The organism is Kribbella sp. NBC_00889 (assembly GCF_045207705.1).
Lineage (GTDB): Bacteria > Actinomycetota > Actinomycetes > Propionibacteriales > Kribbellaceae > Kribbella.
The window spans coordinates 8,412,587-8,426,921 of sequence record NZ_CP108783.1 but is presented as its reverse complement, the minus strand read 5'-3'; the positions used below and the strand labels follow the sequence as shown (position 1 = coordinate 8,426,921).

Annotated in this window: 10 protein-coding genes; 5 read left to right on the top strand and 5 right to left on the bottom strand. The window is 69.3% G+C overall.

Features of this window, described 5'->3' with window-relative positions; translation table 11 throughout:
* The first annotated feature begins 72 nt into the window (after positions 1 to 72).
* Both OG817_RS41530 and OG817_RS41525 read left to right on the top strand, forming a co-directional pair.
* A complete protein-coding gene (locus OG817_RS41530; protein WP_406050486.1) occupies positions 73 to 645 on the top strand; it encodes a PadR family transcriptional regulator in 573 nt (190 codons plus the stop codon).
* Positions 621 to 2,147, top strand: coding sequence for a DHA2 family efflux MFS transporter permease subunit (locus OG817_RS41525; protein WP_396392597.1), 1,527 nt, complete (start codon positions 621 to 623; stop codon positions 2,145 to 2,147). The genes OG817_RS41530 and OG817_RS41525 overlap by 25 nt, the downstream gene beginning before the upstream one ends.
* Here the strand turns inward: OG817_RS41525 and OG817_RS41520 are convergent.
* Positions 2,118 to 2,765 carry a hypothetical protein gene (locus OG817_RS41520; protein ID WP_406050484.1) on the bottom strand — a complete coding sequence of 216 codons (648 nt, stop codon included), beginning with the start codon at positions 2,763 to 2,765 and terminating at the stop codon, positions 2,118 to 2,120. The two genes, OG817_RS41525 and OG817_RS41520, sit on opposite strands and share 30 nt — an antisense overlap.
* Positions 2,766 to 2,788: 23 nt before the next feature.
* Here OG817_RS41520 and OG817_RS41515 point away from each other — a divergent pair, with 23 nt between their 5' ends.
* The gene (locus OG817_RS41515; RefSeq protein WP_406050483.1) at positions 2,789 to 3,694 is read left to right on the top strand and encodes an A/G-specific adenine glycosylase; all 906 of its coding nucleotides are present in this window, start codon (positions 2,789 to 2,791) and stop codon (positions 3,692 to 3,694) included.
* A gap of 57 nt (positions 3,695 to 3,751) precedes the next feature.
* Here the strand turns inward: OG817_RS41515 and OG817_RS41510 are convergent, their stop codons facing one another.
* Together OG817_RS41510 and OG817_RS41505 are read right to left on the bottom strand one after the other, a co-directional pair.
* Positions 3,752 to 4,702 (bottom strand): DivIVA domain-containing protein, encoded by a 951-nt coding sequence (locus OG817_RS41510; RefSeq protein WP_131360044.1) that lies wholly within the window; start codon positions 4,700 to 4,702, stop codon positions 3,752 to 3,754.
* Between the two features lie 72 nt (positions 4,703 to 4,774).
* On the bottom strand, positions 4,775 to 6,757 hold the full coding sequence (locus tag OG817_RS41505; RefSeq protein ID WP_406050481.1) for a kinetoplast-associated-like protein: 1,983 nt from the start codon (positions 6,755 to 6,757) through the stop codon (positions 4,775 to 4,777).
* Between the two features lie 249 nt (positions 6,758 to 7,006).
* Here OG817_RS41505 and OG817_RS41500 point away from each other — a divergent pair, with 249 nt between their 5' ends.
* Both OG817_RS41500 and OG817_RS41495 read left to right on the top strand, forming a co-directional pair.
* Positions 7,007 to 9,694, top strand: a complete 2,688-nt coding sequence (locus OG817_RS41500; protein ID WP_406050479.1) for a hypothetical protein — start codon at positions 7,007 to 7,009, stop codon at positions 9,692 to 9,694.
* Complete coding sequence (locus tag OG817_RS41495; protein WP_406050478.1) at positions 9,691 to 10,200, top strand: hypothetical protein; 510 nt, start codon at positions 9,691 to 9,693, stop codon at positions 10,198 to 10,200. The genes OG817_RS41500 and OG817_RS41495 overlap by 4 nt, the downstream gene beginning before the upstream one ends.
* Positions 10,201 to 10,206: 6 nt before the next feature.
* On the opposite strand, the gene OG817_RS41490 is transcribed toward OG817_RS41495, so the two are convergent.
* Positions 10,207 to 11,457: an MFS transporter gene (locus OG817_RS41490; protein WP_406050477.1), complete on the bottom strand. Its 1,251-nt coding sequence runs from the start codon at positions 11,455 to 11,457 to the stop codon at positions 10,207 to 10,209.
* Positions 11,458 to 11,574: 117 nt separating this feature from the next.
* Complete coding sequence (locus OG817_RS41485; protein WP_360449803.1) at positions 11,575 to 14,115, bottom strand: ATP-dependent Clp protease ATP-binding subunit; 2,541 nt, start codon at positions 14,113 to 14,115, stop codon at positions 11,575 to 11,577.
* Positions 14,116 to 14,335: the final 220 nt, after the last annotated feature.

The following is a 14,335-nucleotide window of genomic DNA, read 5'->3' as shown; positions in this document are numbered from 1 at the left end:
TTGCGTTTCCGGGATACGGCGAGTAATACTCCACACGGAACATTTCGCGCGGAACACTCCGGGTGGAGGACGATGGCCGACCTGACCCCGCTGGCGATCTCGGTGCTGGCGCTGCTCGAGGAGCGCCCGATGCACGCCTACGAGATGTACCAACTGCTGATCAGCCGGCACAACGACCGGATCGTCAAGGTCCGCCCCGGCTCGCTCTACCACACGGTCGAGCGACTGGCCGGGCAGAACCTCGTCCGCGCGATCGGCACCGAACGCGCCGGCAACCGCCCCGAACGGACGACGTACGAGATCACTCCGGAGGGCAGCGAAGCGCTGACCCGGCGGGTGGAACTTGGCATCGAGAAGTACGTCTACGAGTACCCGCTCTTCCCGGTGGTGCTGAGCGAGGCACACAACCTGGACGCCGAGGACGCGGTGCTGCGGTTCCGCCGCCGCGTCGAGGACCTGGATCGCTGGCTGGCCGATCTGGACGACGTGGTCGGCGCCGCACGGGCGGCGAAGGTGTACGAGCCGTACTGGATCGGCGGCGCCTACGTCCGCAGTCAGATCGCCGCGGAACGCGACTGGCTCGCCACCGTCATCGAACGTATCGAGAGCAAGGACTTGGAATGGCAACCCCGCAAGAAACTGTGAGGCCGGAGGTTCGGCCCTGGCCGGCGCTGTGGGCGCTGGTGCTCGGCTTCTTCATGATCCTGGTCGACTCGACCATCGTGTCGGTCGCGACCCCGGCGATCCTGGACGATCTCGGCACCGACGTCGGCAGCGTCCTCTGGGTGACCAGCGCCTACCTGCTGGCGTACGCCGTACCGCTGCTGGTGACCGGGCGGCTCGGCGACCGGGTCGGGCCGAAGAAGGTCTACCTGACCGGTCTGGCCCTGTTCACGCTGGCCTCGGTCTGGTGCGGTTTCACCACCACGATCGGGATGCTGATCGTGGCCCGGGTCTTCCAGGGTCTCGGCGCGTCGATGATGACGCCACAGACGATGGCGGTGATCACCCGGATCTTCCCGCCGGACCAGCGCGGCCGGGCGATGAGCCTGTGGGGCGCGACGGCCGGCGTGGCGACCCTGGTCGGCCCGATCCTGGGCGGCGTCCTGGTCGACGGTCTCGGCTGGCAGTGGATCTTCTTCGTGAACGCGCCGGTCGGGGTGGTCGGCTTCGTGCTGGCCATGCGGCTGGTGCCGAACCTGGAGACGCACCCGCACAAGTTCGACCTGATCGGTGTCGCGTTGAGCACGACCGGCCTGTTCTGCCTGGTGTTCGGGATCCAGGAGGGTCAGAAGTACGACTGGGGTCAGATCAAGGGACCGATCTCGGTCTGGTCGCTGATCATCACCGGGCTGGTGCTCCTGGCGGCCTTCGTCATCTGGCAGTCCCGCAACCGCGGTGAGCCGTTGCTGCCACTGGGCCTGTTCAAGGATCGCAACTTCTCACTGGCCAACATCGCGATCACCACGGTCGGGTTCGCGATCACCGCGATGGCGTTCCCGTTGATGCTGTACGCGCAGGCGGTCCGTGGCCTGAGCCCGACGAAGGCCGCGTTGCTGCTGGTCCCGATGGCGGTCATCTCCGGTGCGCTGGCGCCGTTCGTCGGCCGGCTGGTCGACCGGACGCCGCCACGGTTCATCGCGGGCTTCGGGCTGCTCTGCTGCTCGGTGTCGATGTTCTGGCTGAGCCTGGTGATCGAGCCGGACCTGCCGATCTGGGAGCTGCTGCTGCCGATCGCATTGCTGGGTGTCGCGAACGGCTTCATGTGGGCGCCGATCGGCAGCACCGCGACGCGGAACCTGCCGATGAACCAGGCCGGAGCCGGCGCGGGTGTCTACAACACGACGCGCCAGGTCGGTGCCGTCCTCGGCAGCGCGGGCATCGCCGTACTGATCGAGTCGCGACTGGCCCACAACCTGCCGGCCCTGCCAGGTGGTGCGCCTGCCGGCGAGGGTGCTGTTGCCGGAGGCAAGTTGCCGCCGGCGCTGGTGCAGGGATTCAGTGACTCGATGGCTCAGTCGCTGATCCTGCCGGGCGCCGTACTGCTGATCGGTCTGGTCGCGGCGCTGCTGTTCGTCAAGCCGTCGCACATGGCGCGGCCTGCCGACGTACCGGGATCAAACGATCTGGAAGGCCTGCGCGGATGACGGAGTGCCGTCGAAAACGGCGTTGACCACATAGGTACCGGGCTTGGCCACCGGCTGCCCCGGCAGGCAGCCGGGGCCGGACCGGTGGCCGTTCCACGCCACGGTACTGGTCGCTTGCTTGCCCTCGGCAACCACCAGGGTGGCGCGCTTGATCGCTTGCGCACAATGGGTCGTGGTCCAGATCAGGTCGTTCCCCGACGTCACCGTCACGGTCAGCCGACTGGGATCGACACTCGCCTTGCACCCGTCCGAGACCGCGTCGAGCCGGACCACGAAGTTCAGCACGGACCCGGAGACGATCCGTCGGGTCGCGGGCAGTACGTCGACGCGGAGGTCGGATCCTTCGCAGTTGGTGTCGCGCGGCGTCGGCGGCGGCGTGCTCCTGGCCGGCGTGTCGGTCGGTGTCGCCGTCGGTGTGGTGACCGGCGTCGGTGGCGGGGCGCTGCTTGGGTTCTGCTGCGGGCCGGACGCGGCCGAGTTCTGCGGATCGTCACCGCCACCGGAGAACAGCCGGAAGACCAGGATGAACAGCAGCACCAGAACGACGAGTACCAGTCCCCGGCGGAACCAGTACACGCTGGCGGGCAGATGCCCGACCGGACGGAGCAGGCTGCTCATGCTCGCACCCTAATATCGGCTCTGTGCTCGACCAGTCAGGCTCGCCGCTCACCGCCGCAGCTACCGCTCTGCACGAGCCGGTGCTGCGCTGGTACGACGCCAACGCCCGGGTGCTGCCGTGGCGGCAGCCCGACACCGGTCCGTGGGCGGTGATGGTCAGTGAGTTCATGCTGCAGCAGACACCGGTCAATCGGGTGCTGCCGGCGTACCACGCCTGGCTGGAGCGGTGGCCGAAGCCGGTGGACCTGGCTGTCGAGCCGCCAGGCGAGGCTGTGCGGGCCTGGGACCGGCTCGGGTACCCACGGCGTGCGCTGCGGCTCCACGCGGCGGCACAGGCGATTGTGGAGCGCCACGGCGGCGAAGTACCGGACGACCACGAAGCACTGCTCGCCCTCCCCGGTGTCGGCACCTACACGGCCGCAGCGATCGCGTCTTTCGCGTTCGGCCAGCGGCACGCGGTTGTCGACACGAACGTGCGCCGGGTGCTCGCGAGAACTCTCACCGGCGTCGCACAGCCGACCATCTCCCCCACTGCGGCCGACCAGCGGTTGGCAGCGACCGCACTGCCCGCAGACGAACCGACAGCGGCCCGCTGGGCAGTTGCCTCGATGGAGCTCGGCGCATTGATCTGCACAGCACGTACGCCGAAGTGCGGCGACTGCCCGATCCGCGACCGCTGCGCTTGGGTCCTCGCCGGCAGCCCGCCGTACGACGGTCCGCCGCGCAGAGGGCAGACCTACGGAGGTACCGATCGCCAAGTCCGCGGCCGGCTGCTGGCCGTCCTGCGGGCCGAGTCAGGCGCCGTACCGAAGAAGGCTCTGGACGTCTGCTGGCATGACGAGGTCCAACGTGAGCGCGCGCTGGACGGCCTCGTGGCCGATGGCCTGGTCGAGCCGCTCCCGCGCGCTCGCTACCGGTTGCCGAACTGAGCGACCGGTCACTCGAACTGAAAGGCCGGCCCGAGGTTCTCGGGCCGGCCTGGTGTTTCAGTTCTTCTTGCTGCCGGTGGTGGCTTGCTCGTCGTCGTCGGCCAGCAGGTCGAGCGGCATCGCCGGGCTGCCGGACAGCGTCGCCAGCATCTGGCGGACGTTGGTCAGCTGCGCGTTGATGCTGTCCCGGCGCTGCGTCGCGGCGGCGAGCTCGCGCTCGGACTCGGCCCGGATCCGCTCCGCCTTGTCCTTGGCGGCGGCAACGATCTCCTGAGCCTGCCGGTTCGCGTCGGCCAGCTGCTGCTGAGCCAGCCGCTCCGCCTCGGAGCGGGAGCGGTCGGCTTCGCGCTGCACCTGGGCGGCGCGGTCGGTGACGGCGGCCAGCTGCTGCTCGGCCAGCGCGGTCCGGGCGGCGAACTCCTGCTCGACCTTGCCCCGGCGCTCGGCCAGGGTGGTCTCGAAGGCGGCCGCGGCCTGAGCGGACTTGGCCCGCTCCTGCTCGTACAGCGCCTGGGCCTCGCTGCGGCGCGCGGTCGCGTCGCGCTCGGCCTCGTCACGCATGTCGTCGGCCTGGGTGCGCGCCTCCTCCAGGATGCGGGCAGCCTCGGCGTCGACCTCGCTCTTCCAGTCCAGGGAGTACTGCTCGGCCTCCTTGCGGACCTTCTTGGCGTGCGCCTCGGCGTCGGCGACGATCGCCTCGGCGTCGGTGCGGGCCCGGGTGACCAGGTCACGGGCCTCGTCGTCGGCCAGCGACAGGATCTTCGCCACCCGCTCACCGAACTCGGTGAAGGTGGGCGTCCGGTCCTTGTTGTCCTCCTGGGCGGAGATGACCGCCGACTCCGCGGCGTCCGTGCGCTGCTGCAACTCCTGGACGTGGCGCTGCAGCTGCTCGGACTGCTGCTGCAGCGCGGTCAGCGAGGTGGTCAGCTCACGGATGTGCTGGTCCACCTGGGCAGGCTCGTAGCCACGCAGAACGGTCCGGAACGGGGTTGGGCTTTCACTGCTCATGTCTTCTGATGCTCACTTCGGTGGGTGGGTGGATCACACATTGTCACTGACAAGGATCTGACTGTCACGTCCTCATCCTGATTCCCCCGTGGAACCCTCGCTGGATGACATTCCACCACCTGGACGGAATCCCGGTACAGCGAGTGCCTCGATCACACCCGAAAGCTGGGTGAGCTCCTTGGTGATCTCATCACGGCGCTGGTTCAGTGCCGCGACCCTCGCCTCGGCGTCGGCGAGAAGTTTTCGGGCCTGGGCACGCTGGTCGTCGGCATGCTCGCGGGCCTGCGCCTCGAGCTGCTGCGCTTCGGCGCGGGCCTTGCGGATCAGGTCGTGCGACTGGCGCTGCGCATCGGCCAGATCGTTGGCGGCCCGCTCCCGCAGTACCTGCGTGCTGGCCTGGGCCTCGGCCTCGCGGCGGATCGCCCGCTCGACGATCTCGCGGGCCTCGGTCTGTGCGTTGCCCTTCAGCTTGTCCGCCCGGTTCTGCGCCTGGGCGGTGAGCTTCTCCGCCTCGTGCTGGGCGCTCGCCAGCGTCGCCTCCGCCTGCTGGCTGGCCGTCGACAGCGTGGTCTCGGCCAGCGTGGTCAGCTCGGCGTTCTCCCTGGCGATGGCGTCCTGGGTCTGCTTCAGCCGGCTGGTCGTGCGACCGACCACGCGGCGCATGTGCGCCCGCTTCTGACGCAGTACGTCGGTCGCCTCGGCCTGGGCCTGCGCCCGGATCGACTCGGCCTCGGACTCGGCCGCACCGATCAGGTCGTCGACTGTCCTCTTGCTCCAGCTGGTCTGCCGCTCGGCCTCCGCGAGCGCCGCCTCGGCCGCCTTGTTGGCGTCCTCGACGATCCGCTGCGCCTCGGCCGCCGCCGTACGGCGATCAGCCTCGATCGAGTCGACGACCAGCTTGGCCTGCGCGCGGGCGTCGGCCATCAGCCGCTCGTTGCCGGCCGCGGCCGCGGCCTTGTGCTCGGCGATCTCGGCGACCGCCTCGGCCCGCAGCTTGTCGATCTCGAGCGAGATCGAGGCCAGCTTGGCCCGCTCGGTCTCCTCGAGCTCGGCGGTCCGCCGCTCCAGCTCGGCCCGGTTCTCACCGCGCAACCGCTCGATCTCCGCGTGCGCCTCGGCGATCTCGACCCGCGCCTTCTCCCGGGCGCCCTCGACCGCGAGCTCCACCGACGCTCGCAGCTCGCTCGCCTCGGTCTCGGCGCGGGCGATCAGGTCGGCTTCGTTGCGCACAGCCGCCTGCGAGACCAGCGCGGCCTGCTCTCCGGCGTCGGCAACAAGCTGCTGGGCCTCGCGACCGGCCCGCTCGATCGTCTGCTGTGCCGACTCCCGCGCCATCCGGGCGTCCTCGAGCAGTTCGTCGGCCTCTTCCTTCAGCCGCGCCGCCTCGGCCTCGGCGCCCGCGATCCGCCGGTCCGCCGCCGCCTGCGACTCGACCCGCAACCGGTCGGCCGCCGCCTGGGTCTCGGTCCGCAGCTGCTCGGCCGCAGCCTCGGACTCGGCCCGGCGCCTGGCCACTTCGTCTGCCACGGCGGCCCGGAGTTGTTCGGCCGCGCTCTCCGACTCCGCCTTCAGCCGCTGCGCGATCGAGTTCGCCTCGGCCCGGACCCGCTGCGCTTCACCGGTCGACTCGGCGTGCAGCTGCTGCGCTGCGGCCGCGGCATCCCGGCGTACTCGCTCCGCCTCGGCGGTCGACTCGGCGCGGAGTCGCTCGGCGGTGGCCTCCGCCTCGGCGCGGACCCGGTCGGCCTCGGCCTCGGACTCGTTCCGCAGCTGGTCGGCGGCCCGATCGGCGTCGTTCAGCAGGCGCTGCGCGGCGGCGTTCGCGTCGGTCCGCAGCTTCTGCGCCGCTGCCTCGGCGTCGGCCCGCAGCCGCTCGCTCTGGGCCCGGATCCGGCCGGCTTCCTCGCGGACGACGTCGTTCTCGTGCTCGGCCTGCTCGCGCAGGGTGTCCGCGATCCGCTGGGCTCGTTCGAGCACGCCTCCCGCTTGCCGCACGCCAAAGGAACCGGTGTCGGCGACCGGTTCCTGGGTCAGTGGCAGACGCGGCGCGTCCATGCGACGAGATGATTCCATCCCCGGCCCCCTTTCCGACAGTCCGGGTCCATCAGCGTGGTCACAGGGTTACAACGCGGTACATGGGTGGCGGGTAACTTCTTTTTCATGCCGCTGCGCGATCTTCCCACCGAATCGAAGGCCGCGGCGGCCCTTCTTCGTACCGATGAGATCACGCACCGCAGGACCATACGACGAACGGGGTGGCAGGGTGTAACGCTGGCGTGTCTCAGTGTGGCCACAGTGCTCTCGGTGCTCGTCCCGGCCCCGGTGGGCACAGGCTGTTACCTCTGGCGGGCGACCACCCAGCCGGTGAACGGCCGCGGTGCGGCCCTGGTGCTGCCGGTCGCGATGGTCCTGCTCGTGCTCGCGGATCGCTTGTCTGCGGACCGATTCCAGCTTCGCCGGCAGATCAGATGGACCGGTACGACGGCGATCGCGCTGGTCACCGTGGCGACCTGGACAGGCCTGGTCGCGCAGGGCCGCTCGGGGTGCACGACCTCACCGGCAGTGATCGGCACCATCGCCTGCGGGACCATCGCGACCGCGGTGGCGGCGCACTGGGTGATGCGCTCGCCTGCCCCGCCCGCACCCGTCGACGATGAGCCCGGCGAGGACGCCGAGGAACCTCTCAACCAGTCCGAATTGCGGGCAGTCTTTGTCCGACTGATGACCACTGTCGACAACTGGCCCTCGACCCGGCTCCAGCTGATACCGGTGCTCACCGGCGTCCTCGCCGTACTGCTGGTGGCCTCCACGGTCCTGTCCTGGCGTGAACTGCTCGACCCGGTGGCGCTCGGTCCGACGGCGGCCGAAGCTGGTCTAGCCCGGTCTCAACTCTGGGAGATCCCGTCGGCCCGGACATGGGCCGTCGCCATCTGTCTGCTCGCGGTCGCGACGTTGCTGTCGTCCGGTTTGGTACGTCGTACCTTGGCCGTTGGCACTGGGACAGCGGTGGTTGCCGGGGTCCTGTCGCACATGGTGTGGCTGCCACCGAAGCTGCCAAATGGTGTGGGCTACCGGGCCGGTCTGGGTGCTTGGACCGCGCTTGGACTCGGCTTGCTACTCGTTGCCGCAGGCATGGTGGGTGTCCGTGGCCTGCGAGTCGTTGCCGGTGCGGCAGTGGTCGGGCTGCTCGGCGGGCTGCTGCTTCCGTCGGCGACAGGAGCCGGGTATGCGCCCGAAACAGCTGCCGGGAAGCCGCACCGGTTGCTGGATCTGCACGGTGGCCAACTGGTCGACCGCCTTGGCATGCGGGTGTCCATCGGTACGCCGGATGCCTTGGATTCGTTGGCCGGGACGCTCGACGGGTCGCCAGGGCAATGGCTGCTGGGGCGGACCGGATCCGAGAGCTCGACGGTGTTCGCGTACCGGGACGGAGTCGCGCTGCCACAGGTGACGCTGAACCACGGCGCCACTCCGCCGGCACTGTGGGGCGTCGCCGACAACCGCATGGTCATGCTGGCCGGCGGAGCGCTCGGCAAGCCGTGGGCGATCCTGGCCGTGCCGCTCGACCTGGCACAGGCCGACGTGAGCCTCAGCCACAAGAACCAGAACGGCACGTACTACGTGACGCCGGGCGTGCAGATCCTTGCGACCGGCATCGGTCCCGCACTCAGCCACCGCAACTCGGACCGGTCGATCGTGGTGTCGGGTTCGACGACCACCTGGCAGATCCCCGCGAACCAGCTGCGACCGGGCATGGCGCTCAAGGACTTCGTGATCGACCCAGGTATCGGTGCACCAGGCAACGAGATCTCCAGCGGCCCGGACAGTACGACGGCCTGGCGTACGAGCGAGACCGGGTTGGCGATCATCCGGCCGGGCGGAAAACCGCAGCAGCTGACCGGGATCGCGCCGGCGGGCTGCGTGGTAAGCAGCGATGCGGCCAGCTCGTCCATGACCGTGGACGCGTTCGCGGTCGATGTGCGGGGCAACCTTTGGCTGGGTGGTGGTGCCCCGACGTCGGTGATCACTCCGGACGGCGTACTGCGGAAGCTGCCGGGTGGAGCGGACGGTGTCGAGAGCATCGAGGCCAAGCCGGACGGATCGGTGGTGCTCGGGGCGTCACCGGGTGGGGGCGGCCAGGTGCTGGTGATTCCTGATGCGGCGACGGCGGCCGCGGCGTACCCGGCTGCACCGCCGCCTGATCGCCGGTGTGATCGGCGTACGCCGGTTGCCGGGACGACGACGTACACGGCGACCGACGTGCCGGCGGTGCCTGTGGTGGATGGCCAGCCGGGCGCGGTCGGCGTGAGCTCTCAGCTGGCCCTGGACGCCGCTGGGAGGCTGGTTCGGGTTCGAGTGCCGTTGGCGGCGCGCGCGTGGGCTCCGGACGGTCAGGGCGGCGTGTGGTGGACCCTGCTCGATCAGCCGGGCGCGGAGACCGCCGTACATCTGGTGGACGGCCGGACGACGCGTGTGCACGATCCGCAGCCGGTGCAGGGTGATCAGAAGGCCGAGTTCGCCGGGGCCGCCGGGGATCGGCTGGTGACTGCGATCACTGCGAGCGTCTACAACCTCTACGGGCCGGGGAGCTCGGTACGTCGCGTCCAGGTGAAGGGCGCACTGCGGCCGGACGGGTTGGTGCAGTTGCCGTCCGGTGGGGTGGCGATGGTTCTGGGCGAGCGACTCGTGCTCGTCGGGCAGGACGGGCGGTCGGTCACGCTGCTCGGTGGTTCGACGACCGGGTGGCCCGTCTCGGCGACCGGCGTACCGGCGTTGCAGCGGACCGCCGACGGGACGTGGTTCGCCGGGCCCGACGGCAAGCTCTGGGGGTACGACGGCAGCCACCTCGTCCGCGTGGACGCGCCGGGACACGTCACGGTCGTCGCGGGGCCGACCCAAGGTGTCCCGCAGGCCGCCGATCACCTCACGGTCATCGGGTCGGCGCTCTACTTCCAGCTGGGCAACGATCTGATCCGCTTGGACGCCCCATGACCGGACTACCGGACGAGGACCTCCCCGGCCGTCTCGACGCGGCAGAAGACGAGCTGGCCAGTGCTGAGCATCGCTGGTTTGCTCGTGCCACGCTCTTCGCCGCACTGGCTACCGGGGTCGCTCTGCTGCTCCCGTGGACCTACAGCCGGCGCCTTGGCTTGTCCGTCTGGCAGCTCGGCATCGAGACCGAACCGGCTCTGGCCTTCACTTGGCTGGCCGGTCTGGCCACCACAGTCGTCGGACTGCTCCTGAAGCCCGGCCCCAAGTCCCAGGCAACCGCAGCCGTCACCACGATCATGACTCTGCTCTTCCTGGCCGCCACTTGGCAGGCCACCAACCCCGCCACGCCCACCGACACCTGGACAGCCCCCGGCCCTGCCGTGGCCCTCGCCACCTCGCTGACCTGGCTCCTCACCACGCTCCCCCAGTTCTTCACCCCGCGCTCCCGTCCGGCGACCTCATCCGCCCTTGCCCGAACGATCACCCGTCTCCGTCGTACCCGCTGATCTCACCTACCGCGGATGCCCCTCGGCGCCCGCCACGTTGCCGCGGATCAGCGGGAGCACAGAGATCGCCATGACGGCGGCCGCGACAAGCAGCATCGACCGGCTGCCCAGCCGGGCTCCACCGAGCCCGCCGACGAGACCGCCCACCGGGAACAGTGCATAGACCAGGAACCGTCGTACGGCGTTCACGCGCCCGAGCAGGTCCGGCGGGGTGACCAACTGGCGCATGGTCAGCTGGCCGATCGCGTACACGGCGCCGGACACCCCGCCGACGAACTGTCCGATCCCGACCAGCACAGCGGGGACCACGCCGAACGGCGCCATCAGCAGCGCGATCGCGGCCGCCGTCGTGAGGATCGCGACCATGACCGAGCGGCCGAATCCGAAGCGGGTGGCCGCCCAATTCGCCAGCAGCCCTCCCACCACCCCGCCCACGCCGGCGAGCATCGCAAGCAGGCCGACGAGTCCCGCGGAGAAGTGCAGCTCAGGCACGAGGGCCAGCACCAGCGACGAGTCCCGGATCGCCACCGCGAACGCCCCGATGCCGGACGACAGGCACAGCGCGACCAGGACCCGATCCTTCAGCACGTACGCCAGGCCGCTCCGGATGTCGCCGATGATCCCCCTGCGCCCACTGATCCTCGCTGCCACCAGCTCGGGCGACCGCAGGAACAGCAGCAGAACCCCGGAGCAGATGTACGACACGGCATCGACGGCGATCGCGACAGTGGCGCCAACGAGCTGGACCAGGCCACCGCCCAGCCCGTTCCCGGCGATGCCGGCCACCGAACCGTTGACCGAGATGGCACTGTTCCCCGCGCCCAGCATCGCGGACGGAAGCACCCGCGGCACCATCGACGCCGAGGCCAGGTCATTCACCACCGTCTGCGTCTGCACGAGGAGGACGACGCCGTACAGCACCGGCATCGACAACAGGTCGAACAGGCCGAGGACCGGTACGGCGCCCAGACAGATCGCGCGGCCGAAGTCGGTGAGAACCAGCACGGGCCGTTGCGGCCACCGATCGATCAGCGCGCCGGCCACCAAGCTGAACAGCACATGCGGTACGGCGTTCAGCGCCGTCAGGATGCCGACCTCCAGCGGTGACGCATGCAGCACCACCGCCGCCAGCAAGGGGATGGCCAGCACGGTCACCCCCGTGCCCAGCGCGGAGACCAGGTGCGCGCCCCAGAGCCGCCGGAAGTCCGGATACCCACGCAGCGCCGCCAACCATCGGGGCCCAGTCAGCTCACTCATGTCCCGTACGACGACGCGGCGCCGCGAATCGTCACCAGATCTGCTGCAAGAAAAATGCCGAGCGCGGCGAGCAAAGTGCTCGCCGCGCTCGGCTTGCTGGAGGGTAGGTCCCTCAGATCAGGTGTCCTGCAGACCTGAACTCCCACCGGCGGCCAGGTCGGTCAGCTCCAGGTCGGGGCTGCTCGCCTTCGGCGTACCGGTGAAGGTGAAGTACTCCGCCAGGCCGTCGGAGTTGACCGTGCCCTCGGGGGCCGCGTCGACCAGAACGATCTGGCCAGGGCGCACCTCTCCGAACAGGATCTTCTCCGCCAGCACGTCCTCGACGTCGCGCTGGAGTGCGCGGCGCAGCGGACGGGCGCCCAGGACCGGGTCGAAGCCACGCTTGGCGACCAGTTCCTTCGCCGCCGGGGTGAGCTCGATGCCCATGTCCTTGTCCTTGAGCCGCTCCTCCACCTGCCCGACCATCAGGTCGACGATCTTGATGATCTCGTCCGGGCCGTGCTGGTGGAACACCACGATCTCGTCGACGCGGTTCAGGAACTCGGGCCGGAAGTGCTGCTTGAGCTCCTCGGTGACCTTCGCCTTCATCTTCTCGTACGAACCCGAGGTGTCGCTGGCCTGCGAGAAGCCGAGGCTGACGGCCTTCGCGATGTCCTTCGTCCCGAGGTTCGTGGTCATGATGATGATGGTGTTCTTGAAGTCGACCACGCGGCCCTGGGCGTCGGTCAGACGACCCTCGTCCAGGATCTGCAGCAGCGAGTTGAAGATGTCCGGGTGGGCCTTCTCCACCTCGTCGAACAGCACCACGCTGAACGGCTTACGGCGCACCTTCTCGGTCAGCTGACCGCCCTCTTCGTACCCGACGTAGCCAGGCGGGGACCCGAACAACCGGGACGCCGTGTGCTTCTCGGAGTACTCCGACATGTCCAGGCTGATCAGTGCCGACTGGTCACCGAACAGGAACTCCGTCAGTGCCTTCGACAGCTCGGTCTTACCGACGCCGGACGGACCGGCGAAGATGAACGAGCCGCTCGGCCGGCGCGGGTCCTTCAGGCCTGCACGAGTACGCCGGATGGAGCGCGACACCGCCTTCACGGCGTCCTCCTGGCCGATGTACTTCTTGTGCAGCTCCTTCTCCATGTCGAGCAGCCGGGTCGACTCCTCCTCGGTCAGCTTGAAGACCGGGATCCCGGTGGCCGTGCTGAGCACCTCGGCGATCAGCTCCTCGTCCACCTCGGCGACGACGTCCATGTCGCCGGCCTTCCACTGCTTCTCCCGCTCGGACTTCGCGTTGATCAGCTTCTTCTCGTCGTCGCGAAGGCTCGCGGCGCGCTCGAAGTCCTGCGCGTCGATCGCCGACTCCTTCTCCCGGCGCACGTTCGCGATCTTCTCGTCGAACTCACGCAGGTCCGGCGGAGCCGTCATCCGGCGGATCCGCAGCCGGGCCCCGGCCTCGTCGATCAGGTCGATCGCCTTGTCCGGCAGGAACCGGTCGGAGATGTACCGGTCGGCCATCTGCGCGGCGTTCACCAGCGCGGCGTCAGTGATGGTCACCCGGTGGTGTGCCTCGTAGCGGTCCCGCAGGCCCTTGAGGATCTCGATCGTGTGGGCGATCGAGGGCTCGGCCACCTGGATCGGCTGGAACCGGCGCTCCAGCGCGGCGTCCTTCTCGACGTACTTGCGGTACTCGTCGAGGGTGGTGGCACCGATGGTCTGCAGTTCGCCGCGGGCCAGCATCGGCTTCAGGATGCTCGCCGCGTCGATCGCGCCCTCGGCCGCGCCGGCCCCGACGAGGGTGTGGATCTCGTCGATGAACAGCACGATGTCGCCGCGGGTGCGGATCTCCTTGAGCACCTTCTTCAGGCGTTCCTCGAAATCACCCCGATAGCGGGAACCCGCTACCAGTGCGCCCAGGTCGAGTGAGTAGATCTGCTTGTCCTTCAGCGTCTCCGGGACGTCACCACGGACGATCTGCTGGGCCAGACCCTCCACGATGGCGGTCTTGCCGACGCCCGGCTCACCGATCAGGACAGGGTTGTTCTTGGTCCGCCGGGACAGCACCTGCATGACCCGCTCGATCTCCATCTCGCGCCCGATCACCGGGTCGAGTTTCGATTCGCGGGCCGACTGGGTGTAGTTCCGGCCGAACTGGTCGAGCACCAGCGAGCTGCTGGGCGCACCCTCGGCGGCTGGGCCACCGGCGGACGCCGTCTCCTTGCCCTGGTACCCGCTCAGCAGCTGGATGACCTGCTGCCGGACCTTGTTGAGGTCCGCGCCGAGCTTGACCAGGACCTGCGCGGCGACACCCTCACCCTCGCGGATGAGGCCGAGCAGGATGTGCTCGGTGCCGATGTAGTTGTGGCCCAGTTGCAGGGCCTCGCGCAGGGAGAGCTCCAGCACCTTCTTGGCGCGGGGGGTGAACGGGATGTGCCCGCTCGGTGCCTGCTGCCCCTGGCCGATGATCTCTTCGACCTGGGAGCGGACAGCCTCGAGCGAGATACCCAGGCTCTCGAGAGCCTTGGCGGCGACACCCTCACCCTCGTGGATCAGGCCGAGCAGGATGTGCTCGGTCCCGATGTAGTTGTGGCTGAGCATCCTGGCCTCTTCCTGAGCCAGGACGACTACCCGACGGGCGCGGTCCGTAAATCGTTCAAACATCGCCAAAGCGCTCCTTGCCTCAGAGGAGTCGGACGTACCGTGTGGTCCGACCCCCGTACATGCATGCTAGTCCCCGGTGCCGACAGGCTCGCTCTGGGCGAACAAAAGAACACTGCTCGATCGACCACCCGGGAGGCATCACAAGGGAAGAACCCCGCGGCTCTCCAGCGTGTTCCCGTCCGGCCCCGATCCGACAGCGTGTTCGCCACCAGCGAATTCA

Excerpts from the sequence above, each read along its gene's own strand:
- OG817_RS41530 (WP_406050486.1), top strand. The coding sequence starts at position 73 with ATGGCCGACCTGACCCCGCTGGCGATCTCGGTGCTGGCGCTGCTCGAG.
- OG817_RS41525 (WP_396392597.1), top strand. The coding sequence starts at position 621 with ATGGCAACCCCGCAAGAAACTGTGAGGCCGGAGGTTCGGCCCTGGCCG.
- OG817_RS41520 (WP_406050484.1), bottom strand. The coding sequence starts at position 2,765 with ATGAGCAGCCTGCTCCGTCCGGTCGGGCATCTGCCCGCCAGCGTGTAC.
- OG817_RS41510 (WP_131360044.1), bottom strand. The coding sequence starts at position 4,702 with ATGAGCAGTGAAAGCCCAACCCCGTTCCGGACCGTTCTGCGTGGCTAC.
- OG817_RS41505 (WP_406050481.1), bottom strand. The coding sequence starts at position 6,757 with ATGGACGCGCCGCGTCTGCCACTGACCCAGGAACCGGTCGCCGACACC.
- OG817_RS41495 (WP_406050478.1), top strand. The coding sequence starts at position 9,691 with ATGACCGGACTACCGGACGAGGACCTCCCCGGCCGTCTCGACGCGGCA.
- OG817_RS41490 (WP_406050477.1), bottom strand. The coding sequence starts at position 11,457 with ATGAGTGAGCTGACTGGGCCCCGATGGTTGGCGGCGCTGCGTGGGTAT.
- OG817_RS41485 (WP_360449803.1), bottom strand. The coding sequence starts at position 14,115 with ATGTTTGAACGATTTACGGACCGCGCCCGTCGGGTAGTCGTCCTGGCT.